The 22,113-nt window shown below is 74.3% G+C and carries 17 protein-coding genes; 11 read left to right on the top strand and 6 right to left on the bottom strand.

Translation table 11 applies throughout. The features are described 5' to 3' along the window. The first annotated feature begins 251 nt into the window (after nucleotides 1–251). The 3 genes from SL103_RS25370 to SL103_RS25380 all read left to right on the top strand — a co-directional run bounded on the left by SL103_RS25370 (nucleotide 252) and on the right by SL103_RS25380 (nucleotide 4,360). Nucleotides 252–1,913, top strand: a complete 1,662-nt coding sequence (locus tag SL103_RS25370) for a PucR family transcriptional regulator (protein ID WP_069571253.1) — start codon at nucleotides 252–254, stop codon at nucleotides 1,911–1,913. Nucleotides 1,914–2,173: 260 nt separating this feature from the next. Then, nucleotides 2,174–3,079, top strand: coding sequence for a hypothetical protein (locus tag SL103_RS25375; RefSeq protein WP_244304034.1), 906 nt, complete (start codon nucleotides 2,174–2,176; stop codon nucleotides 3,077–3,079). A 405-nt stretch (nucleotides 3,080–3,484) separates the two neighbouring features. Next, nucleotides 3,485–4,360 carry a hypothetical protein gene (locus tag SL103_RS25380; RefSeq protein ID WP_069571254.1) on the top strand — a complete coding sequence of 292 codons (876 nt, stop codon included), beginning with the start codon at nucleotides 3,485–3,487 and terminating at the stop codon, nucleotides 4,358–4,360. A 5-nt stretch (nucleotides 4,361–4,365) separates the two neighbouring features. Here the strand turns inward: SL103_RS25380 and SL103_RS25385 are convergent, their stop codons facing one another. Beyond that, nucleotides 4,366–5,064 carry a GntR family transcriptional regulator gene (locus tag SL103_RS25385; protein WP_069571255.1) on the bottom strand — a complete coding sequence of 233 codons (699 nt, stop codon included), beginning with the start codon at nucleotides 5,062–5,064 and terminating at the stop codon, nucleotides 4,366–4,368. Nucleotides 5,065–5,237: 173 nt separating this feature from the next. On the opposite strand from SL103_RS25385, the gene SL103_RS25390 reads away from it, so the two are divergent. Both SL103_RS25390 and SL103_RS25395 read left to right on the top strand, forming a co-directional pair. Continuing rightward, complete coding sequence (locus SL103_RS25390) at nucleotides 5,238–6,077, top strand: (2Fe-2S)-binding protein (protein ID WP_069574092.1); 840 nt, start codon at nucleotides 5,238–5,240, stop codon at nucleotides 6,075–6,077. 195 nt (nucleotides 6,078–6,272) lie between these two features. After that, nucleotides 6,273–7,358, top strand: a complete 1,086-nt coding sequence (locus SL103_RS25395) for a DUF2637 domain-containing protein (RefSeq protein WP_069571256.1) — start codon at nucleotides 6,273–6,275, stop codon at nucleotides 7,356–7,358. 40 nt (nucleotides 7,359–7,398) lie between these two features. Here the strand turns inward: SL103_RS25395 and SL103_RS25400 are convergent, their stop codons facing one another. Next, nucleotides 7,399–7,764, bottom strand: a complete 366-nt coding sequence (locus tag SL103_RS25400; RefSeq protein WP_244304035.1) for an ATP-binding protein — start codon at nucleotides 7,762–7,764, stop codon at nucleotides 7,399–7,401. Nucleotides 7,765–8,094: 330 nt separating this feature from the next. Between SL103_RS25400 and SL103_RS25405 the strand changes: the two genes are divergently transcribed. After that, on the top strand, nucleotides 8,095–11,286 hold the full coding sequence (locus SL103_RS25405; protein WP_069571257.1) for an alpha-mannosidase: 3,192 nt from the start codon (nucleotides 8,095–8,097) through the stop codon (nucleotides 11,284–11,286). A gap of 63 nt (nucleotides 11,287–11,349) precedes the next feature. Here SL103_RS25405 and SL103_RS25410 read toward each other — a convergent pair whose 3' ends face one another. Together SL103_RS25410 and SL103_RS25415 are read right to left on the bottom strand one after the other, a co-directional pair. Then, nucleotides 11,350–13,092, bottom strand: a complete 1,743-nt coding sequence (locus SL103_RS25410) for a pyruvate dehydrogenase (RefSeq protein WP_069571258.1) — start codon at nucleotides 13,090–13,092, stop codon at nucleotides 11,350–11,352. Between the two features lie 132 nt (nucleotides 13,093–13,224). Beyond that, nucleotides 13,225–14,751: a protein phosphatase 2C domain-containing protein gene (locus SL103_RS25415; protein WP_069571259.1), complete on the bottom strand. Its 1,527-nt coding sequence runs from the start codon at nucleotides 14,749–14,751 to the stop codon at nucleotides 13,225–13,227. 456 nt (nucleotides 14,752–15,207) lie between these two features. Here SL103_RS25415 and SL103_RS25420 point away from each other — a divergent pair, with 456 nt between their 5' ends. After that, nucleotides 15,208–15,690 carry a DUF456 domain-containing protein gene (locus SL103_RS25420; RefSeq protein ID WP_069571260.1) on the top strand — a complete coding sequence of 161 codons (483 nt, stop codon included), beginning with the start codon at nucleotides 15,208–15,210 and terminating at the stop codon, nucleotides 15,688–15,690. A 72-nt stretch (nucleotides 15,691–15,762) separates the two neighbouring features. Here SL103_RS25420 and SL103_RS25425 read toward each other — a convergent pair whose 3' ends face one another. Together SL103_RS25425 and rsgA are read right to left on the bottom strand one after the other, a co-directional pair. Beyond that, nucleotides 15,763–17,373 carry a DNA-3-methyladenine glycosylase 2 family protein gene (locus SL103_RS25425; protein ID WP_079145968.1) on the bottom strand — a complete coding sequence of 537 codons (1,611 nt, stop codon included), beginning with the start codon at nucleotides 17,371–17,373 and terminating at the stop codon, nucleotides 15,763–15,765. Between the two features lie 108 nt (nucleotides 17,374–17,481). Further along, the gene (rsgA, locus tag SL103_RS25430; RefSeq protein ID WP_069571261.1) at nucleotides 17,482–18,615 is read right to left on the bottom strand and encodes a ribosome small subunit-dependent GTPase A; all 1,134 of its coding nucleotides are present in this window, start codon (nucleotides 18,613–18,615) and stop codon (nucleotides 17,482–17,484) included. 571 nt (nucleotides 18,616–19,186) lie between these two features. Between rsgA and SL103_RS25435 the strand changes: the two genes are divergently transcribed. The 4 genes from SL103_RS25435 (at nucleotide 19,187) to SL103_RS25450 (ending at nucleotide 22,009) form a co-directional block, all read left to right on the top strand. Further along, nucleotides 19,187–20,110 carry an NADP-dependent oxidoreductase gene (locus SL103_RS25435; RefSeq protein WP_069571262.1) on the top strand — a complete coding sequence of 308 codons (924 nt, stop codon included), beginning with the start codon at nucleotides 19,187–19,189 and terminating at the stop codon, nucleotides 20,108–20,110. A gap of 62 nt (nucleotides 20,111–20,172) precedes the next feature. Then, on the top strand, nucleotides 20,173–21,111 hold the full coding sequence (locus SL103_RS25440) for an AraC family transcriptional regulator (protein ID WP_069571263.1): 939 nt from the start codon (nucleotides 20,173–20,175) through the stop codon (nucleotides 21,109–21,111). A 96-nt stretch (nucleotides 21,112–21,207) separates the two neighbouring features. Further along, nucleotides 21,208–21,582: a helix-turn-helix transcriptional regulator gene (locus tag SL103_RS25445; protein ID WP_069574095.1), complete on the top strand. Its 375-nt coding sequence runs from the start codon at nucleotides 21,208–21,210 to the stop codon at nucleotides 21,580–21,582. 10 nt (nucleotides 21,583–21,592) lie between these two features. Beyond that, nucleotides 21,593–22,009 (top strand): VOC family protein, encoded by a 417-nt coding sequence (locus tag SL103_RS25450; protein ID WP_208869952.1) that lies wholly within the window; start codon nucleotides 21,593–21,595, stop codon nucleotides 22,007–22,009. The last annotated feature ends 104 nt before the right edge of the window (nucleotides 22,010–22,113 follow it).

Genomic DNA, 22,113 nt, shown 5'->3' on the forward strand with positions numbered 1-22,113 from the left:
TTCTGCGAAATCGGTCATTCGTTGCTCAGGGTGAGGGCGCCGGGCCCTCATCGCCATGGCGCTGTTCATGTCTTGTTAACGCGGTTGGCCTTAGTGAACGCTTCGGGGCCCCACCCGGTGCAGTCACCGAAACCATGAAGCGGTTGGCTGGCCAAGCCACCTGTCTTGTAGATTCGAACGAAAGACGAGGCTCTGAAACCTCGCGGCATTCCACCGGCAACACCAGACAGCAAAGAACGGCGGGCGAGGTCATGCGGCTCCGCGCACTCCTGGACACCCGAACCCTGGGCCTTCGGCTTCTCGGCGGCGAGGACGAGCTGGACCGCACGGTACGCGGCGTGATGACCACGGACCTGCGCGATCCCAGCCGCTACCTCTCGGGGGGCGAGCTGGTGCTCACCGGCCTGGCCTGGCGCCGCGAGCCGGAGGACTCCGAGCGGTTCGTGCGCATCCTGGCGGCGGCCAACGTCGCCGGTCTGGCGGCCGGCGAGGCCGAGCTCGGCGCGATCCCGGACGACCTGGTGCAGGCGTGCCTGCGGCACCGGCTGCCGCTCTTCGCGGTGGAGGAGGCGGTCTCCTTCGCCTCGATCACCGAGCACGTCGTACGGCAGGTCTCCAGCGAGCGGGCCGGCGATCTGGCCGCCGTGGTGGACCGTCACCGGCGCCTGATGACGTCCGGCCCCGCCGGCGGCGGCCCGGAGGTGGTCCTGGACCTGCTGGGCTCCGACCTGGACCTGCGGGCCTGGGTGCTCTCCCCCACCGGCCGGCAGATCGCCGGGTCCACGCTCGCGGACTCCGGTCCCGAGCTGTCCGGCGAGCTGGCCGCCCGGCTCGCCGGCGAGCACCTCGCAGCGGCCCGCACCGGCCGCCGCGGCCCGCACCGGGTCACCCTCGCGGGCTCCACGTACTCGCTCTTCCCGATCCGCTACGAGGGCCGTGACCTGCGGCAGACGGTGCTGAGCGACTGGCTGCTGGCGGTCGAGGCGGACGCCGGCGACTGGCCCGAGGAGCGCCTGGACCTGCTGCACGGCGTCACCCAGCTGATCGCCGTGGAACGCGACCGGCGCGACGCCGCCCGTACGGTCCGCCGGCGCCTCGCCCAGGAGGTCCTGGAGCTCGTCCAGACCGGCGCACCGCCCGCCGAGATCGCGGCCCGCCTGCGGGTGGCGGCGCCGGTGCTGCTGCCGGGTCTGGGCACCGCCCCGCACTGGCAGATCGTGGTGGCCAGGGTCGAGTGGGAGGGCGGCGACGTACCGGGCGGGCCGGTGGCCCAGAGCCTGCTGGAGGAGATGCTGGTCGACCCGGGCACCTCCGGTCCCGAGCCCTCCGACCGGATCGCGGTGGCGCACACGGGCGACGAGGCGGTGGCGCTGGTGCCGCTGCCGGTCCCGGACGAGTCCGGTGACTCGTCGGCGACCGGGCTGCACGCCGAGGAGCTGCTCACCCTGGTCCAGGAGCCGCTCGGCCGCGGGCTGGCGGACGACGGCCGGCTGACGGTCGGCGTGAGCGCCTCGGTGCACTCGGCGGAGGGGCTGCGCGGCGCGCTGGAGGAGGCCCGGCACGCCCGCCGGGTCGCCGCGGCCCGCCCGGGCCGGGTGTGCGCCGCCGGGCACGAGGAGCTGGCCTCGCACGTGCTGCTGCTGCCGTTCGTCCCGGACGACGTCCGCCGCGCGTTCACCGCCCGCCTGCTGGACCCGCTGCGCGACTACGACCGCCGGCACCGCGCCGAGCTGATCCCCACGCTGGAGGCGTTCCTGGACTGCGACGGCTCCTGGACGCGCTGCGCCACCCGCCTCCACCTGCACGTCAACACGCTCCGCTACCGGGTGGGCCGGATCGAGCAGCTCACCGGCCGCGACCTGTCCCGCCTGGAGGACAAGCTCGACTTCTTCCTCGCGCTGCGGATGAGCTGACCGCGGACCGGCGGACGGACCCCGGGCATTACCCCATTCGGGGTAACTCGATCGGGCGGCATCGCCTGACCGGTCCGCGGGACGGAACCGGCGGCGATGCGCCGTGGCGCGGCCGTTCAGGGCCGTTTGAGCCGCCATCGCAGTCCTCCCGGCGATTGTGAAATCATTCACCCACCCCCTTGGCCCGGCAACGGAATTCGTGCTGAGATTCGCCCACGGCTTCCATTTTCCAGCTCGATGGCGCGCTCGGGGAGGGCAACGTGGCGGATACCGCCATGCCAGGATCCGCAGATTCCGTCAGTTCTGCGGATCCCGTCGAATTCACGGGCCGGTTGAGGTCCACGGCCCCGGTACCGGTCCCGGTACCAGGACCGGCACCCGCACCGGAAGTACCGGAAGTACCGCTGGTCAGAGGGTTCGAGGGGGACGATCCTCTGGACCGGGCCGTGTGGCGGCTGCGCTCCCGCGGTTGCTGGGACGACGCGGCCGCGCTCCTCGAACCGCACGCCGTCGGGCACGCGCCCGCGGCGCTGCGCCGCGCCGCCCTCCTGGTGGAGCGCTGCATGTTCACCGCCACCGGCTGGGCCGCGGCCGAGGACGCGCTGCGCCACGCCGAGGCGCTGGCCGCGGACGACGACGAGCGGGGCGGCGCGGCCTGCGAACGCGGCCACCTGGCGTACGCCGCGACGGTCCTGGGCGTACGGGACCGGGCGGACGAGGCGCGCTCGGCGCTGGGCCGGGCCGCCGCGCTGCTGGCCCCGGCGGCCGCCGGCCGTCCGCTGCTGGACTTCCGGCGCGGGCTGATGGCCGAGCACGTCGCCGACAGCCCGGACGCGGCCCGCGCCGCCTACCGCCGCGCACACGCCGGCGCCACCGCGCAGGGCGACGTCCTGCTGCTGTCCTTCACCTGGCGTCATCTGGCCGGACTCGCCCTGCGCGACGGCGAGTTGACCGAGGCCCGGCACGGTTTCGCGGAGTCGCTGCGGATCCGCGAGGAGTTGGGCTTCCTCGTCGGTACGGCGCCCGCCCTCGCGGCGCTGGCGGACGCGGCGCCGGAGGGCGACGCGGACCGGCTGCGCGCCGAGGCCGCACGGCTCTTCCGCCTCATGGGTGGCGTCCCCACCTGGCTCGCCGACCACCTCTCCGCGGCGCCGGCGGCGACGTAGGGCGTGCCGCCCGCCGGGTTTCCGGTGTACGGCAACAGCCGGCCCGCCGCACACCGCGGCGGGCCGGCCGTTTTCCGTACGTGCCCCGATCCCGCTGGTGCTGTCAACCCCCCGTAGTCAGCCATGCGGGGCGAGGCGACGAATGGCCGGATTTCGACGTCCCTCGCGGCGGATCGGCCGGGGCACGACGGTTGCCACCTCGCCCGGGCTTCGACGCGCCGGGCGAACCGGGAGGTGGGACCATGGGCCAAGGCCCTGGGGTAGGTGCACCCCCCTTGCACCTCCCGACGCCCCACAGGCCCCGAGAATGGCCGCAAGTCGCACTGTGACGCGGCGGTGGGGACACGATGCTGGTCCGGGACCAGCTGGGCCCTCCCATTCGCACAGCCTGTCAGGAGGCGATCCATGGCAGCAGCAGTGACCAGGACGACCACGACGACCGACTGGGGCAAGGCAGATTTCGAGGCGATCTACAACTGCCCTGATCCCCGTCGGTACTTCACCACCCTGCAACCCCTGGAGTACCAGATTCCGCACCACGGCCAGGCGGTCTTCCGCGCCGTGGCCGAGACCCTGCAGCGGCACCGCGGTGCCCACCGTCCCCTGAACGTCGTCGATCTGTGCTGCTCATACGGGGTGAACGCGGCACTGCTCAACCATCGACTGTCCCTCACCGACCTCTACGCCCGCTATACCGACCACCGCGCCGAGACCCCGACACCTGATCAACTCCGCACCGAGGACCGCACGTTCTTCGCCACCCGGCGGCACGCCGAAGCCTTCCGGGTGACCGGCCTCGACGCGGCCGGGCAGGCGGTCGAGTACGCGCGGGCGGTCGGTCTGCTCGACGGCGGCTTCTCGGAGAACCTGGAGCTCGACGAGCCGAGTCCGGCGTTGCGCCGCACGCTGGCGGACACCGATCTGATCACCGTCACCGGCGGCGTCGGCTACATCACCGCACGGACCTTCGGCCGCCTCGTCGAGGGGATGTCCACGCCACCCTGGGTCGCCGCGTTCGTGCTGCGCGAGGTGTCCTACCGGCCGATTTCCGCGCTGCTGGCGCGGGCCGGCCTGGTGACGGAGAAGGTCACCACCCGTACGTTCCGCCAGCGGCGGTTCGTGGACGGCACCGAGCGGCGGGCGGCCCTGGAGGCACTGGCCACGCGCGGTCTGTCGGTCACGGGCAAAGAGGCCGACGGTTTCTACCACGCCGATCTGTACGTCTCCCGGCCCGCCGCCGATGTCGCGGCGCTCCCCCTGGTGGGCCTGCTGCCGGGCTGAGCGCGTCAGTGCGGGTGGCGCGCCACCGAGACGTGCTCGCGGGCGATCCGCTCGGCCACCGCGTACTCCTGGGCGATCAGGGCGTCGAGCAGCGCCGTGTGCTCGGAGGCGTCGGCCAGCAGCTCGGCCGTACGCAGCCGGGAGCCGCCGGCGGCCGACCAGTGGACCCGGCGCAGCAGATCGCCGGTGACCTCGGTGAGCCGACGGTTCCCGGTGAGCGACATCACCGCCCGGTGGAAACCGTGGTCGGCCTCGGCGTAGCCGGCCCGGTCCCCGCGGGCGGCGGCCTCGACGCCCTCGGCGGCCAGCGGGCGCAGCTCCTCCCAGCGCTCCGGAGGCAGCGCCCGGGCCAGCCGGACGATGGCGGGCACCTCCAGCATGGTGCGGACCTCGGCCAGCTCGGCGAGGTCACGGGCACCGCGCTCGGCGACCCGGAAGCCGCGGTTCGGTACGACCTCGACGGCGCCCTCGCCCGCCAGCTGCTGCATGGCCTCGCGGACCGGGGTCGCGGAGACGCCGTAGCGCTCGGCGAGCGCGGGGGCGGAGTAGACCTCGCCGGGGAGCAGCTCGCCGCCGATCAGGGCGCGGCGCAGCGCGGTGAGCACCTGGCCGCGGACGGAGTGCCGGCGGGGCACGGCGGGGCCGGCCTGCGCGGGCACCCAGGCCCGGGTGCGCGGCTGCTGTTCCGCGGTGCCCTGCTCCATGACGGTCCCTTCTGACGTTCCCAGCACCATAGGCGGCCCGGGCCGCAGTTCAAACCGAGCGCGGTTTCCGGACGGCCCGCGGGCGGTCAGGACTGGCTCTCGGCGGGCGCGGGTACAGTCTTCGGATAAGGTAAGGCTTACCTGCTAACGATCGCGATTCGGTGGTCTCCCGCATGACTTCTGCCCTCGCCGCCCCGCCCGTCGCCCACCCCGTCGCCGACGCCTACGCCCGGCTCTCCGCGGCGTTCCCCGGTCTGCGGGTGACCACCTGGGGCGAGGCGCCGCCGGCGGGCGACGGCTGGGTCACGGCCGCCGCGCTCGCGGCCGGCGGCGAGGCGCTCGACGCCTTCCTCGCCTGGGACGACGCGCAGATCCTGCGGGACTACGGGCAGCGCGCCCGGCCCGATGTGACGGCCAGCTTCGCCCTGCACCGCTACGCCTGGCCCGCGTGCCTGCTGATCACCATCCCGTGGTTCCTGCACCGCCGGGTCCCGTACCTGCCCGTCGGGAACGTCTCCTTCCAGCGCGAGCTGGGCCGGATGGCGGTGCGCATCGACGCGTTCGCGTGCCTGCCCGACGATCCGGCGGCGGGGCTGCCCGGCGCCCGGGTCGTGGCGGACGAGGAGGCGCTGCGCGCGGAGGTGCGGTCCGCGGTGGCCGGGCACCTCCGGCCGGTGCTGGACGGGTTCCGCTCCCGGATGCGGCGCGGCCCGCGGGCCCTGTGGGGTATGGCGACCGACGAGATCGTCGAGGGGCTCTGGTACCTGGGCCATCTGCTGGGCGAGGAGCCGCGCGCGGTGGCCGAGCTGGAGCGGCTGCTGCCGGGCGCCACCGCGCCGTACGTGGGCAGCGCCGCGTTCCGGACCCTGACCGGTCCGCGCGGCGAGGCGCTGCCGACCCGCGACCGCGCCAGCTGCTGCATGTTCTACACGCTGCGCCCCGAGGACACCTGCGTCACCTGCCCGCGCACCTGCGACGCGGATCGCATCACGCGTCTCACCGCAACCAGCTGACCCGCACACCACCCGTTCGAGTCGTCATATTCGAACTCGACTCCCGCCCTCGGCAAGGCAGTTCGATACGACACGCGCTATCTGCCGGTCCCTGGACCTCCTTGGCGTTCTCTTGCCTCGAAACCCCCTGGGCCGGGGGTGGATTCCGCCAGGATGTCGCGCGAAATCGCGTATCCGAGGCAAGGGACCCCCACCATGAGAACGACGGACATATCGCTGGACTGGCTCGTTCCCGGCGTGCTGTCGCTCGGCGCCGTGACGGTCGCCGCGGCGCTGGTGGTGCGCGGCAGACGCGCCGCCGCGAAGGCCGGCGGCGAGGACTCCTGGGAGCGCAGCGAGGAGCGCCGGCGCCGCAAGGAGGCGGTCTTCGCCTCCGCCTCCTATCTGCTGCTCTTCTGCTGTGCCGCGGTCGCCGCCGCGCTGTCCTTCCACGGGCTGGTCGGCTTCGGCGTGCAGAACCTCGGCCTCTCCGGGGGCTGGGAATACCTGGTGCCCTTCGGCCTCGACGGCGCGGCGATGTTCTGCTCCGTACTGGCCGTACGGGAGGCCAGCCACGGCGACGCCGCGCTCGGCTCGCGGATGCTGGTGTGGACGTTCGCGGGCGCCGCGGCGTGGTTCAACTGGGTGCACGCACCGCGCGGCCTGGACCACGCGGGCGCGCCGCAGTTCTTCGCCGGCATGTCGCTGTCCGCCGCGGTCCTCTTCGACCGGGCGCTGAAGCAGACCCGCCGGGCGGCCCTGCGCGAACAGGGTCTGGTGCCGCGTCCGCTGCCGCAGATCCGGATCGTGCGCTGGCTGCGCGCGCCCCGCGAGACCTTCGCGGCCTGGTCGCTGATGCTGCTGGAGGGCGTACGGACGCTGGACGAGGCGGTCGAGGAGGTCCGTGAGGACCGGCGTGAGCGCGAGCAGAACCGGCTGCGCAGGCGGGAGCAGGGCAAGCTCGACCGGGCCCGCATCAAGGCCATCAACCGGCAGCACCGCTCCTGGGGCCGCGGCGGCGGCCGGCAGCTGGCGATGACCCCGGCCGCGGCCGGCGCGGGGGACGTGCCCGGCCCGGACCCCGCCATAGCCGGCGAGTCGGTGCCGCTGCTCACCGGAGACCTGCCCGTGCGCTCCCGCCCGGCCCTGAAGGCCGTATCGGGCGCTGAGACCGATCCCTTCGACGCCTCGGCCGCCCCCCGGCGGACCGTGGACCTCACCGCCGAGGACGACACCCAGACGCTGCCCCGTCTGGACTCCCTGGAGGAGAAACTCGCCGAGATCGAACGGCAATTCGGCTGACAGGTGGCGGACCGCGCCGGCCCACACCCCCCGTTTCCGGTCAGGCCGGTCCGCCGCCCAGCTCGAACCACACGCATTTGCCGAACCCGTCGGTGCGTATGCCCCAGGCGTCGGCCAGCGCACGCACCAGCATCAGCCCCCGCCCGGAGGTCCCGTCCGTCGTCGGCGCCTGCACCTCCGGACGTCCGGTGTCACAGTCCCGCACCTCCACCCGCAGCCGGTCGCCGACCCGGGCCGTGACCATCGCACCGCCCTCCGCGTGCACCAGCGCGTTGGTCACCAGTTCACTGGTCAGCAGGGTCGCCACCTCGGCGAGCTCGCCGTCGACCGCTGCCGACCAGCGGCTCAATAACTGCCGCAACTCCCGGCGCACCTCGCCGACCGCGCGTAGATCCGCCTGACGCACCCGGCGCTCCAGCACGCCCGGTGCCCGCGCCGCGGTCCCCCCGCCCCGGCCCGGTCCGTCCGCATCCTGTGGTCTGTCCCGTCCCTCGCGCCGCACAGGCTGACGCATTCTCTCCCCCGCCCCCATGAACCTCGGCGTCCGGTCTCGAACAGCCTCACGGTCAGCATGCCCATCGGATCAGTCGCCATGCTTCCGCCCGCAGGTCGGCCGACTTCCGCTCCCCCGCGCGCCGTGGGGGCCGGGCCCGGCCCCGGTGGGTATGTCTGATCCGAGCCGGCCACCGTCCCCGGCCGGGCCCCGGACGCGACCCCGTCCCTGTGAGGAGCCGCTGTGCACGACGACCGACTGCTGGTGGAAGGGCGCCTGGAGCGGGCGCTGGAACAGTTCATCCGGCCCGCGCAGTACGCGGCGCGGGTGCCGCTGCGGCTCGCCGTCCGGCAGGCGCCCGGCACCGGGGGCTCCCCCGCGCAGGGCGCTCCTCCCGGTCCGGACGGAGCCGGGAGCCCGGCGGCGGGAACCGGCGGAGCGAGGCCGGTGGACGAGGCGCTCCGGGCCGCGTACGAGCCGTTCCGGGCCGGTGAAGCGTGGGGGCCGCCCTGGTCCACGAGCTGGTTCCGGTTGGCGGGCGAGGTACCGGAGGACTGGGCGGGGCGGCGGGTGGAGGCCGTCATCGACCCCGGCTTCAGCGGTGACGGTCCCGGCTTCCAGGCGGAGGGCCTGGTGTACGACGCCGACGGGGTCCCCCTCAAGGGCATCCACCCCCGCAACCGGCATGTGCCGGTCGCCGCCCCGGCGCGCGGCGGCGAGGAGGTGCGGCTGCTGCTGGAGGCCGCCGCCAACCCCGCGGTGCTGCGCGACTTCCGCCCCACCGACCTCGGTGACATCCGCACCGCGCCGGACCACCCGCTGTACCGCTTCGCCTCGGCGGACCTGGCCGTCCTCGACGAGGAGGTCTGGCATCTCGTCCTCGACATCGAGGTGCTCTCGGAACTGATGCACGAGCTGCCCGCCGACCGCGCCCGCCGGCACGAGATCCTGCGGGCCCTGGAGGACATGCTGGACGCGCTGGACCTGCACGACGTCGGCGGCACGGCGGCGGCCGGACGGGCCGCGCTGGCCGATGCGCTGAGCCGCCCGGCCGCCGCCGGCGCCCACCGCGTCTCGGCCACCGGGCACGCGCACATCGACTCCGCCTGGCTGTGGCCGCTGCGCGAAACGGTGCGCAAAGCCTCCCGCACCTTCGCCAACGTCACACAACTCGCCGAGGAATACCCGGAGTTGGTGTTCGCCTGCTCCCAGGCGCAGCAGTACGCCTGGGTCAAGGACCACCAGCCGCACATCTGGGAGCGCATCAAGGCGGCCGTACGGGAGGGCACCTGGGCGCCGGTCGGCTCGATGTGGGTGGAGTCGGACGCGAACATGCCGGGCGGGGAGGCGCTGGCCCGGCAACTCGTGCACGGCAAGCGGTTCTTCCTGGAGGAGCTGGGGGTGGAGACCGAGGAGATCTGGCTGCCGGACTCCTTCGGCTATACCGCCGCCTTCCCGCAGCTGGCCCGGCTCGCCGGTGCGAAGTGGTTCCTGACCCAGAAGCTGTCGTGGAACCAGTCCGACCGGATGCCGCACCACACCTTCTGGTGGGAGGGCATCGACGGCACCCGGGTGTTCACCCACTTCCCGCCGGTCGACACCTACAACGCCCGGTTCCACGCCGGTGAACTGGCCCACGCGGAACGGAACTTCGCCGAGAAGGGCCGCGCCACCCGCTCGCTGGTGCCGTTCGGCTGGGGCGACGGCGGCGGTGGGCCGACCCGCGAGATGCTGGAGCGGGCCCGCAGGCTGCGCTCCCTGGAGGGTTCCCCGCGCGTCACGATCGAGCCGCCGGCCCGCTTCTTCGAGGCCGCCCACGAGGAGTACGGGGCGGCGGCACCGGTCTGGTCGGGCGAGCTGTACCTCCAGTTCCACCGTGGGACGTACACCTCGCAGGCGAAGACCAAACAGGGCAACCGGCGCAGCGAACACCTGCTGCGGGAGGCCGAGTTGTGGGCCGCGACGGCGGCGGTGCGCTCGGGCCCCGACGGACCGTACCGGTATCCGTACGAGGCGCTGGACCGGCTGTGGAAGACCGTGCTGCTGCACCAGTTCCACGACATCCTCCCGGGCTCGTCCATCGCCTGGGTGCACCGGGAGGCGCGCGAGACGTATGCGGCGGTGGCGGCCGAGCTGACGGAGATCGTCGAGGCGGCGATCGCGGCGCTGGGCGCGGCCGGACCCGGCCCGAACGCCGGCGCACCGACCGTGTTCAACGCCTCGCCCTACGACCGGGACGAGGTCGTCGAGCTGCCCGGCGGGCGCCCGGCCCCCGTCCGCGTCCCCGCCCTGGGCTCGGCCACCGTCCGGCCTCCCGCACCGGACTCCGCCACGCCGCCGCCCGCGCCCGTACGGACGAGCAGCGAGCGGCGGGAGGGCACCGTCACCCTCGACAACGGGCTGCTCCGCGTCCGGATCGACGCCGACGGCCTGCTGGCCTCCGTACGCGATCTGCACGCGGGGCGGGAGGTCCTGGCGCCCGGCTCCCGCGGCAATCTGCTCCAGCTGCACCCCGACCACCCCACCCGGTACGACGCCTGGGACCTCGACCGGCACTACCTCCGCCGGCACACGGACCTGACCGACGCCGAGTCCGTCGAGCTGCTGCCGTCCGGGCCGCTGTCCGCGACCGTGCGGGTGACCAGGGCGTTCGGCGCGTCGCGGGTCACCCAGGAGCTGACCCTGCGGGCGGGCTCCCGTCGCCTCGACATCACCACCGACATCGACTGGCACGAGTCGGAGAAGGTCCTCAAGGCCGCGTTCCCGCTGGACGTCCACGCCGAACGGTCCACCGCCGAGATCCAGTTCGGGCATCTGCACCGCCCCACCCACACCAACACCAGCTGGGACGCCGCCCGTTTCGAGATCTGCGCCCACCGATGGCTGCGCCTCGCCGAGCCCGGTTACGGCGTCGCCCTCCTCAACGACTCGACCTACGGCCACGACGTCAGCCGCACCCCGCACCCGCGGGGCCTGGGCACCACCGCCCGGCTGACCCTGCTGCGCGCCCCGCACAGCCCCGACCCCGAGACCGACCAGGGACACCACCGCTTCACCTGTGCGCTGCTGCCGGGCGCGGAGGTGGGCGACGCGGTCGCCGAGGGCCTGGCGCTGAACCTCCCGCTGCGGACGGCCGCGTCCGCAGGGCCCGTCGCGCCGCTGATCCGCGTCGACCAGCCGGCGATCACCGTCGAGTCGGTGAAGCTCGCCGAGGACCGCAGCGGCGATGTGGTGGTCCGGCTGTACGAGTCCCGGGGCGGCCGGGCGTCGGGCACGCTGTCCCCGGGCTTCCCCGTCGAACGGGTCACCGTGACGGATCTGTTGGAGCGCCCGTTGCACGAGGAGGAGGAAGGGCCGACCTCGGACGTCGCCCTCGAACTGCGCCCGTTCCAGATCCTGACGCTCCGGCTGCGGCCCCAGCGGCACGGCGGGTAGCGGCGCCGGGCTCCCGTCGTCCGCGGGGCGGCCCGCCGGCGGGAGCCGCTGCCGTCCGCGCCCTCACCTCCGGGGCACGTTGCGCAGGTTGGACCGCGCCATCTGCAGCATCCGTCCCACCCCGCCGTCCAGCACGATCTTTCCCGCCGACAGCGCGAAGCCGGACACCATCTCCGCGCTGATCTTCGGCGGGATGGACAGCGCGTTGGGGTCGGTCACGACGTCGACCAGCGCCGGGCCCTTGTGCTTGAAGGCGTCGCGCAGGGCGCTGCGGAGCTGCTTGGGCTTCTCCACGCGGATGCCGTGCGCGCCGGCCGCGCGGGCGATGGCGGCGAAGTCGGGGTTGCGGTAGGTGGTGCCGTACGACGGGAGGCCGGAGACCAGCATCTCCAGCTCGACCATGCTCAGCGCGGAGTTGTTGAACAGCACCACCTTCACCGGCAGGTCGTACTGGACGAGGGTGAGGAAGTCGCCCATCAGCATGCTGAATCCGCCGTCGCCGGACATCGAGACGACCTGGCGGCGGCGGTCGATGAACTGGGCGCCGATCGCCTGCGGCAGCGCGTTCGCCATCGAGCCGTGGCTGAACGAACCGATCACCCTGCGGCGGCCGTTGGGGCTGAGGTAGCGGGCCGCCCACACGTTGCACATGCCGGTGTCGACGGTGAAGACGGCGTCGTCCGCGGCCTCCTCGTCCAGGATGGCGGCGACGTACTCCGGGTGGATCGGCGTGTGCTTCTCCACGTTGCGGGTGTACGCCTTGACCACCCCCTCCAGGGCGTCCGCGTGCTTCTTCAGCATCCGGTCCAGGAACTTGCGGCTGGTCTTCTCCCGCACCCTGGGGATCAAGGAGCGCAGCGTCTCGCGCACGTCGCCCCAGACCGCGAGGTCGAGCTTGGTGCGCCGCCCCAGGTGTTCGGGCCGGACATCGACCTGGACGATCTTGACGTCGTCGGGCAGGAACGCGTTGTAGGGGAAGTCCGTGCCGAGCAGGATCAGCAGGTCGCACTCGTGGGTGGCTTCGTAGGCGGCGCCGTAGCCGAGCAGTCCGCTCATGCCGACGTCGTAGGGGTTGTCGTACTGGATCCACTCCTTGCCGCGCAGCGCGTGCCCGACCGGGGCCTTGACCCGCTCGGCGAACTCCATCACCTCGGCGTGTGCGCCGGCCGTGCCGCTGCCGCAGAACAGCGTGACCTTGCCGGCCCCGTCGACCATCCGGGCCAGCTTGTCGATCTCCGCGTCGCCGGGGCGTACCGAGGGCCGGGAGGTGACCAGCGCGTGTTCGATCGTCCGCTCGGGGGCCTGCTCGGCGGCGATGTCACCGGGCAGCGAGACGACCGCGACCCCGCTCTGGCCGATGGCGTGCTGGATCGCCGTCTGCAGCACCCGCGGCATCTGCCGGGTGCTGGAGATCAGTTCGCTGTAGTGGCTGCACTCGGCGAACAGCCGGTCGGGGTGGGTCTCCTGGAAGTAGTTGGTGCCGATCTCGCTGGAGGGGATGTGGGAGGCGAGGGCGAGGACCGGGGCCATCGAGCGGTGGGCGTCGTACAGTCCGTTGATGAGGTGGAGGTTGCCCGGCCCGCAGGAGCCGGCACAGGCCGCGAGCCTGCCGGTGAGCTGGGCCTCCGCCCCGGCCGCGAAGCCGGCGACCTCCTCGTGCCGGACCTGGATCCAGTCGATCCCCGAGGTTCGGCGCACCGCGTCGACGACCGGGTTCAGGCTGTCCCCGACGACCCCGTAGAGCCGCTGCACCCCCGCCCGCACCAGGATGTCCACGAACTGCTCGGCCACGGTCTGCTTCGCCATGTCGCGCTCGCTCCTTCGACGGGTGGGGCGGCTGCCCGCTGACGGGTCCTCTGGCCGCCCTCCCATGAACCCACGGGCCGCCGGGGCCCGCCTCCGGGGCGCGCCCCCTCCCGGCCCCGCGTGCGCCCGGCGCTACGCCTCCCACACCGCGACGGCCGTGCGGTCCCTGGCGTGCCCCTTGGCGCGCAGTTGCGCGGTGGCGAGGAACGGGACCAGGCCCGGCGGCTCGGGGGTGGACCACCGGTCGGCCAGATGGGCGGCGAAGGCCGGCTCCTGCCGCAGGGGTTCGGCGAGCCCGGCGCTGCACAGCAGCAGGGCGTCACCCGGCCGGGCGAACGCCGCGTGGAAGAGGAACGGCTCCGGGCGCACCGGGTACTCCGCCGCACCGGGGCCGGACGGCAGTCCGGGGCCGGTGCGGGCCGGGTCGTCGGGGGCGGGATCGGGGTCGGGGGCGGCGGCGCCGTGGTCGGTCGCGACCGGATCCAGGTCGGTCCAGGCGCCGTCGCGCAGCCGGAACAGGCCGCCCGCGCCGACGCCGAAGAACACCCGGGTCCGGCAGTCCGGGTCGGCGGGCAGCAGCAGGCAGCGCAGCGCCGCCGTGTACTGCTCCGGCGGGGCGCCGCGCTCCAGGGCCCGGGCGCGCAGCTTGCCGTAGCTGCGGTCGGTGAGCCGCTGCAGACCGGCTTTCAGCTCGCCGCGACGGTCCGCGCGGATGTCCTCCGCCAGTTGGGTGCAACCGCGGCCGACCGCGCCGCCGATCCAGCCGCAGGCGTCGCGCGCGGCGCGGTGGGCGCCCTCGACGGCCGGCCGCCCGGTGGCCACCGCGACCAGGATCAACGCGTTCCGGCCGGTACCGAAGCGGGCGGTGAGCAGCGCGTCGCGGCGCACCTCGCCGCGGTAGCGGGCGGAGTCGCCGCGCTGGGAGGCGGCCCGGAGGGTCAGCGAGCCGTACTGGGCGCCCTCCAGCGCGGTGTCCGGCACCAGCTCGTCGAGCGCGGCCGGGTCGGCGGCGGGCAGCGCGGCCGGCTCGGCCTCGTAGGTGGGCGGCCGGTCACCGATGTACGAGACGGCCGGCGGGGGCGCGCTCGGGGCGGCGTCGCGCTGACGTGTCCCCGGGCCGGTGGCCTTGAGGGGGATCGGCTCGGAGGGCGGCGGGGGCGGCGGGACACGCCTGGTGGGTGGCTCACCGGGCGGTACGGGGCCCGTCGGCGCCTCCTCGGGCGGGGCGGGGCGTTCGGATGCGGGCCGTGACGGCGTCCCCTCGGGCGGGGCGCCCCCGGAGGGGGTGGCACGGTCGGGGGCGTCCCCGGAGGGGGTGGCACGGTCGGGCGCGTCCGCCGGCGTCGGCTGCGGCGTCGGCTGCGGCTGCGGCGGGGGCGGGGGCGGGGGCCGGTATCCCCAGCCCGGCGGCCCCACCGTCCGCAGCACCGAGGCGACCCGCTCGTCGAGGGTGTCCGACGCCTCCGCCGGTCCGGCGTCGGCAGGTCCGGCACCGGTCGGCGCGCCGGCAGCGGGTGCGACGCCGGATCCCGGGGCGTCACCGGCCGCTCCCCCGCCGCCGGCGCCCGGCCCGTCGCCCGCGCCGCCCGTGCCGTCCTCGCCGTACAACTGCCGCCACCAGTCGTCCTCTTGGCCGCGCCGTGCTCCCTGCTCGCTCATGGCGGGCATTTTTCCTGGCCGGTCGCCGTCCAAACAGGGCGCGCACGAGCCTCCCGCGCCGCCGCCCCGCACCGCGGAGGAGGCCGAGCCGTCGGGCGGCACGGGGCAACTCGCCATCGATTAGGGACTGTTGACGCATTGCCGGGGGTCACCGGCAGGCCCGGGCAGGCGGCGGGACCGGGGGCATCCGGCGGTGTCCGTGGGCAGCGGCCCCCGGCCGCCGGGGCCGCGGGTGGCCGGAACGCCGGTGCCGCCTGCCCGGCCGGGCGCCGGGGAGACGGCGGGGTGCGCACCCGCCCACGACGGGCGGGCCGCCGGGGCACGGAGCCGCCGGCTGCCCCTCCTGCGGCCCGGCCGGCAAGCGCGTCCGGGCCGCTTCCGGCACTCTTGGGCCATGAACGTGCGCAGCCCACGAGCCGTCACGGGGCCTACGCCCGCCGGGAGTGAGGCCCGAGCATGAGTTCCTGGCAGCTGGTCGCGGTCGGCCTGGTCATGCTGCTCGGGCTGTTCGGCGTGCTGGTACCCGGCATCCCCGGTCCGCTGCTGGTGTGGGCCGCCGTGCTGTGGTGGGCGGTGACCGACAAGTCCGCCCCGGCCTGGACGGTCCTCATGGGGGCCACCGCGCTGCTGCTCCTCAACCAGGTGCTGAAGTGGCTGCTGCCCGCCCGCGACCTGCGGGCTTCCGGGGCGCCGTACCGCACGCTGTTCCTGGCGGGCGCGGCCGGCATCGTCGGCTTCTTCCTGCTCCCGGTCATCGGGGGACCGCTCGGCGCGGTCGGCGGCCTGTACGCCCTGGAACGGGCCCGGCTCGGCAGCCACGGCGATGCCTGGGCCTCGACCCGTACCGTCATGCGCACCATCGGCCTGAGCGTGCTGATCGAGCTGTTCTCCTGCCTGCTGGTGGTGGGGGCCTGGGCGGGGGTCCTGCTGGCGGGCTGACGACAGGGGCGCGGGCGGCAGGCGCTCACCGCCGGGGCGCCGCGCGGCGAGGCCCCGGCCGGCGCCGGACGGTCAGCCGACCGGGACGGGGACCGCGGCCGGAGCGGTCTCCCGCCCCCTCCCGACCCCCTCCGCCCTCCCGGGCAGCTCCCCGGCAGACCCCGACGGCCGCCCCGCCGGCAGCTCCCCCGCCGGGAGCAGCCCCGCGTTCCACAGATGGTGCACGGCATAGGCGCCCCACGGCCGCCACCCGCCGGCCACCGCCCGCTCCCCCACCGGGCCCCCGGCCCCGAGGACGCCGCCTTCACCGACGTCCGGATCCCCCAGCGCGCGCATCCTGATGTACGCGGCCGCCTCCGCGCCGACCCCGGGCAGCGCGGCCAGCGCCTGCTCGGCGGCGTACCGGTCGGCGCCCGCGTCCAGCACGACCGCGCCGTCCGCGAGGGCGGTGCACAGCGTCCGCACCGGCTCCGCGAGCTCCTCGCCGGTCAGCTCACCGGGCGTGGGAAAGAGGTGGGTCAGGCCGCCGTCCACCGCGTCCAGCGGCTTGCCGTACGCGCGGACCAGCTCGGCGGCGCGCTCCGGCGGCCCGCCCAGCACGATGCGCACGGCCAGCTCCTCGGGGTCCGCGGCGCCGGGCGAGCGCAGCCCCGGGCGTTCCGCCACCAGCGGTCCGAGCAGGGGGTCCGCGCCGAGCCGCTCGGCGACGGCGTACGGGTCGGCATCGAGGTCGAACAGGCGGCGCATCCGCTGCACGGCCGTCGACAGGTCCCGCAGGTCGGTCAGGCGCAGCCGGCACTCCAGCCAGCCGCCGTCCGCCCCGCGGCGCGCGGCCGGGCACACCAGGCCGGCGGGCGGCCGTTTCCGGGTGCGCGGCCCCGTGGGCTCGTCGACCTCGGCGATCCCGCCGCCGTAGGTGAGCCGGAGCGTACGGCGGTAGGTCCGGGCGCCGCGGCCGCCACGCACCTCCTCGACGCCGGGTACGGCCCGCACCTGCAGGAAGTCGAAGATCTCGGCCGTCGCGTACGGTCCGCGGTAGGCGAGCCGCAGCGCGATCCCGCCGGGCGCGGAACGGCTCCCTCCGCCGGCTCCCCGCGCCGGGGCAGCGGCCCGGCCCCGGCGTCCGGCGGCCGCGGCCCGCAGTTCGCTGGGCGTCCCCGCGTAGATCTCCCGCATCGTGTCGTTGAACTGCCGGATGCTGGCGAATCCCGCCGCGAACGCCAGCTCGGTGACCGGCAGGTCCGTGGTCTGCAGCAGGACCCGGGCGGTGTGCGCGCGGCGGGCCCGCGCCAGTGCCACCGGTCCGGCGCCGAGCTCCGCCGTGAGCTGCCGCTGCACCTGCCGCGCGCTGTACCCCAGCCGCCGCGCGAGCCCGCCGACGCCCTCCCGGTCGATCACGCCGTCCCCGATGAACCGCATCGCCCGGCCGACCAGGTCGGCCCGTACGTTCCACTCCGCGGAACCCGGTACCGCGTCGGGCCGGCACCGCCGGCAGGCCCGGAACCCGGCCGCCTGCGCGGCCGCGGCGGACACGAAGAACCGGACGTTCACCCGCTTGGGAGTGACCGCCGGGCAGCTCGGCCGGCAGTAGATCCCGGTCGTCACGACCGCGAAGAAGAACTCGCCGTCGAACCGCGCGTCCCGGCTGCTCACCGCTTCGTATCTGGCGTCGTCGTCCTTCATGCGTCCAGTCTGCGCCGTGCCCGGCACTCCGACTGGCGGAATTCGGACCTCACCCTCACGGGGGCGCCCCGGCGGAGCGCCCCCGTATATACGGCGCCGGTGATCAACTCACCCCTGCCACCCCCGCCCCCGCTTCCGCTCCATCATGTGCCGGCCGAGTGCCTGCTTCTGCCGCCAGTCCCGTCGGATCTCGGCGCGCACCCGGGCGTCCGTCTTCGCCACGATCCGCTGGTTCTCGCGCAGCAGCTTCCGGTAGCTCTCCAGCCGCCGTACGGGCAACTCCCCGCAGTCCACGGCCTCTTGCACCGCACAGCCGGGCTCCGTCCCGTGCGCGCAGTCGTGGAAGCGGCACTCCTCGGCCAGCGCCTCGACGTCCGAGAAGGTCCGGGCCAGCCCGCCCTCCGCGTCCCACATCCCGACGCCGCGCAGCCCCGGCGTGTCGATCAGCACCCCGCCGCCCGGCAGCGCGTGCAGATCCCGGGTGGTCGTGGTGTGCCGCCCCTTGCCGTCCCGGTCCCGGATCGCCTGGACGACCTGCACGTTCGCGCCGACCAGCGAGTTCGCCAGGGTGGACTTGCCCGCGCCGGACCGCCCCAGGAGCACGGACGTCCCGCCGGCGAGCACGGCGGCCAGCACATCGAGCCCGGCACCGGTCGTCGAACTGACCGCGAGCACCGGCACCCCGGGAGCCGCGGACTCGGCATCGGCGACCAGGTGCGCCAACCCGGCGGGTTCCCCGGCCAGATCCGCCTTGGTCAGCACCACCAGCGGCTGCGCCCCGCTCTCCCAGGCCAGCGAGACGAACCGCTCGATACGTCCCAGGTCCAGCACCTCGGCCAGCGAGACCGCGATCACCGCGTGATCGACGTTGGCCGCGAGGATCTGGCCCTCCGAACGCTTCGAGGACGTCGAGCGCAGGAACGACGTACGCCGCGGCAGCAACGCCCGCACCACACCGTCGAGATGGTCGCCGGTCAACCCGTTCTCCAGGTCGATGACGGCCCAGTCCCCGGTGCACGGCACCCGCATCGGATCGCGGGTCGCGACCAGCGCGGTGTCCGCCAACACCGTCCGGATGCCGTCGCCTTCGGGCACCACGGCATCCACCCGTCCGCGATCCACCCGGACGACACGGCCGGGCACGAACCCCTGCTCGGCAAAGGGGGTGAAACTCTCCGCGAACCCGTCGTCCCAGCCGTAGGCGGACAGCGGATGCGCAGCAATGAAATCGAGGTCGAACAACGGGATGAACCCTTCGGGAAAGAGCAGCCCCGGCCACGCGCACACGGCGCGGAAAAGAACAGAGAAGTCGAGTCAGCCGGAGACCACGGGGGTGACATTGATGAACTCCTGGATGCGGGCAACGCCCTTCGCAAAGACAGTCATCAGTACTCACCTCCCGCATTCCTCGACGGCGACGCAGACAGCCGTTGGCTGCCCGGAACACCGCCGACCTTAGACCAGCCCTCAACGACGGCGCCAACCTTTTTTCCGGCGTCAGTCACCGGCGTCCGAGGGGCGTGCCCCGGGATACGCGACCGCGGGCAGCCAGCCGTCTGGTCGCCGCGGGCCACCGCGCGCAGCAGCGCCGCGTCGTCGTCTCGGTCTGCCCCCATGGGCCGCCGCCCGCCCTCGCCCTCCGCCGCTCCCATGCCCCCACGTATCTCCCCGCGAGACGCTGGGACATGCAGACGAGACGGAAGGCCATTCTGCGGATCGTTGACGCTCTCTACGGTGGGGACATCAAGCAGGGCACCACACAGCACACCGAGTCGGGGCAGCAGCAACCGGCCGCTATTCAGGGAGAGTTACCGTGCGCGCAGTCATCCAGAAGTCCTTCGGCGGTCCCGAGGTCCTGGAGGTCGTGGAGACCGAGCGGCCGCGGCCGCTGTCCGGGGAGGTTCTCGTCAAGGTCCACGCCAGCGCGGTCAACCCGGTGGACGTGGCCGTCAGGTCCGGGGCCTTCCCGCTGCTCGGCGAGCCGCCGTTCGGGGTGGGCTGGGACATCTCCGGGGTGGTCGAGGAGGCCGGGCCCGGCGCCCGGTTCGCGGTGGGCGACGAGGTGTACGGGATGCCGTTCTTCCCCCGCGCCGCGACCGGGTACGCCGAGTACGTCGCCGTGCCGTCCCGCCAGGTGGCCCGCAAGCCCGCCTCGCTCGACCACGTGCACGCCGCCGCCCTTCCGCTCGCGGCGCTCACGGCCTGGCAGGGCCTGGTGCAGGCGGCGGGCGTCAAGGAGGGTGACCGGGTGCTGATCCAGCGGGCGGCCGGTGGCGTCGGGCACTTCGCGGTGCAGATCGCCAAGGCGCGCGGCGCCCATGTGATCGCCGTCGCCGGCGCGGCCCGGCACGATTTCGTCCGCGGCCTCGGCGCCGACGAAATCATCGACTACCGGACCACCGACTTCACCAAGGCCGTCAAGGACGCCGACGTGGTCCTCGACTCCACGGCCCAGGGCGACCTCTCGCTCGGCGTGCTGCGTCCCGGCGGGGTACTCATCAGCATCCTGGAGCACGGCGACCCGGAGCTCGCGGCGCGCGTCGAGGCGGCCGGGCGGCGCTTCGCCGGTGTCTCGGTCGAGCCGGATTACGCCGCGCTCGAAGAGATCGCCGGGCTGGTCGACGCGGGCCGGATCCGCCCGTACGTCGAGCGGACGTTCCCGCTGGCGGAGGCCGGTAAGGCGCATGAGCTGGTCGGCGCGGGACACGTACAGGGCAAGATTGTGCTGACGGTCTGACGCGACGGGCCACGAGGGGCGCGACGGGCCGCGGCGGGAGACACCAGGGAGGGCGAGGTCGGATGGACATCCTCACGGAGGCGCTGGCCTCGATGCGCACGGGGCACCCGGCGTCCGTACGGACCAACGGCCGCGCCCCCTGGGGCCTGCGGCTGCCGCCGGTCGCGGGCGCCGGGTTCCACGTGGTGCTGTACGGCACCTGCTGGCTGCTGCCCCTCGACGACGCGCCGCCGCATCTGAAGCCGATACCGCTGAGCCCGGGGGACGTCGTCTTCCTGCGGGACGGCCGGGGGCACATCCTCGCCGATCAGCCCTCCACCCCGGCCGAGGAGCCCGACGCCGAGCGGTACCGGCCCGGTTCACCGATCGGCTCGGTCACGCTCGGCGGGGACGGGCCCGAGACCAGCCTGCTGTGCGGCAACTACCACCTGGACCAGGGCCGCCCGCACCCGCTGGTGCGCCAACTGCCCGAGGTGATCCACCTGTCGACGCGGCACGGCCGCCATCCGGAGCTGAGCGCCGCCGTCCAGCTCCTCGGCTCCGAGCTGGAGAATCCGCGCATCGGCTCGGACGGCATCGTGCCCACCCTGATCGACTCGCTGCTCCTCTACATCCTGCGGGCCTGGCTGGACGATCAGCCGCCGGCCGATGCCCGGGGCTGGGCCGCGGCCCTGAGCGACTCGGCCGTGGCGCCCGCGCTGTCGGCCGTGCACGCCGACCCCGCGGCCCCGTGGACGGTCGAGTCGCTGGCCGAGCGGGCCGGACTGTCCCGCGCCGCCTTCGCCCGGCGGTTCGCGGCACTGGTGGGCGAGCCGCCGATGGCCTATCTGACGCGCTGGCGCATGACCACCGCCGCCCGGCTGCTGCGCGAGAGCGACGCCCCGCTCACCACGGTCGCCGCGCGCAGCGGCTACGGCTCGGAGTTCGCCTTCGCCAAGGCGTTCAAGCGGGAGTACGGCCAGGCACCGGGCAGCTACCGACGCCTGGCCAGGGCGGCCTAGAGCCGTCCCGCGCCGCCGCTGCCGCCGGCGCCGTGGGAAGCTGAGGGGGTGACGTCGTTGGAGGACCTCGTCCGGCTGCGCCGGGCCCGTGACCTGATGGACCGCGAGTACGCGAAGCCGCTCGACGTGCCGGCGCTGGCGCGCTTCGCCCTCATGTCGCCGGGCCATTTCTCCCGCAGCTTCCGCGCCGCCTACGGAGAGACGCCCTACAGCTACCTCATGACGCGCCGGATCGAGCGGGCCAAGGCGCTGCTGCGGCGTGGCGACCTCACGGTGACGGAGGTCTGCTTCGAGGTCGGCTGTACGTCGCTGGGATCGTTCAGCTCGCGGTTCACCGAGCTCGTCGGCGAGAGCCCGAGCGCGTACCGGGCCCGCTCCCACGACGACGGCGCCGCCATCCCGGCGTGCATCGCCAAGATCCATACGCGACCGGTCAGGAATGGAGAAGCGAAAGCCGCGCCCCGCCCGTAGCGTGAAGCGCATGGACATCAAGCTTTCGCAGTGCTTCATCGCCGTCGACGACCACGACAAGGCGCTCGCCTTCTACCGGGACGTGCTCGGCCTGGAGGTGCGCAACGACGTCGGTTTCGAGGGGATGCGCTGGGTGACCGTCGGCGCGCCGTCCCAGCCCGAGGTGAACATCGTCCTCGAACCGCCCCTCGCGGACCCGAACGCCTCGGCCGCCGACCGGCAGGCCATGGCGGAACTGCTCGCGAAGGGCCTGCTGCGCGGCGTCATCTTCCAGAGCGACGACGTCGACGCCACCTTCGAGCGCATCCGGGCCGCGGGCGGTGAGGTGCTGCAGGAACCCGTAGACCAGCCGTACGGCGTCCGCGACTGCGCGTTCCGTGATCCCTCCGGCAACATGCTGCGCTTCACCCAGCCCCGCGGAAAGTGAGCCCGCTCCCGCGCACCGGCGGCTACTCTGCCGGTGCGCGGGGCCGGGGAGGGGCACGGGGGGAACGCGCCGCCCGGCCACGGAGAACCGGACATCCCGCCCGA

It is taken from the genome of Streptomyces lydicus, from assembly GCF_001729485.1.
Taxonomy (GTDB): domain Bacteria; phylum Actinomycetota; class Actinomycetes; order Streptomycetales; family Streptomycetaceae; genus Streptomyces; species Streptomyces lydicus_D.

What these genes read in the sequence shown, in the direction of transcription:
- SL103_RS25440 (WP_069571263.1), top strand. Translation starts at nt 20,173, where the DNA reads ATGGACATCCTCACGGAGGCGCTGGCCTCGATGCGCACGGGGCACCCG.
- SL103_RS25445 (WP_069574095.1), top strand. Translation starts at nt 21,208, where the DNA reads ATGGACCGCGAGTACGCGAAGCCGCTCGACGTGCCGGCGCTGGCGCGC.
- SL103_RS25370 (WP_069571253.1), top strand. Translation starts at nt 252, where the DNA reads ATGCGGCTCCGCGCACTCCTGGACACCCGAACCCTGGGCCTTCGGCTT.
- SL103_RS25415 (WP_069571259.1), bottom strand. Translation starts at nt 14,751, where the DNA reads ATGAGCGAGCAGGGAGCACGGCGCGGCCAAGAGGACGACTGGTGGCGG.
- SL103_RS25450 (WP_208869952.1), top strand. Translation starts at nt 21,593, where the DNA reads ATGGACATCAAGCTTTCGCAGTGCTTCATCGCCGTCGACGACCACGAC.
- SL103_RS25390 (WP_069574092.1), top strand. Translation starts at nt 5,238, where the DNA reads ATGACTTCTGCCCTCGCCGCCCCGCCCGTCGCCCACCCCGTCGCCGAC.
- SL103_RS25420 (WP_069571260.1), top strand. Translation starts at nt 15,208, where the DNA reads ATGAGTTCCTGGCAGCTGGTCGCGGTCGGCCTGGTCATGCTGCTCGGG.
- SL103_RS25410 (WP_069571258.1), bottom strand. Translation starts at nt 13,092, where the DNA reads ATGGCGAAGCAGACCGTGGCCGAGCAGTTCGTGGACATCCTGGTGCGG.
- SL103_RS25395 (WP_069571256.1), top strand. Translation starts at nt 6,273, where the DNA reads ATGAGAACGACGGACATATCGCTGGACTGGCTCGTTCCCGGCGTGCTG.
- SL103_RS25425 (WP_079145968.1), bottom strand. Translation starts at nt 17,373, where the DNA reads ATGAAGGACGACGACGCCAGATACGAAGCGGTGAGCAGCCGGGACGCG.
- SL103_RS25380 (WP_069571254.1), top strand. Translation starts at nt 3,485, where the DNA reads ATGGCAGCAGCAGTGACCAGGACGACCACGACGACCGACTGGGGCAAG.
- SL103_RS25385 (WP_069571255.1), bottom strand. Translation starts at nt 5,064, where the DNA reads ATGGAGCAGGGCACCGCGGAACAGCAGCCGCGCACCCGGGCCTGGGTG.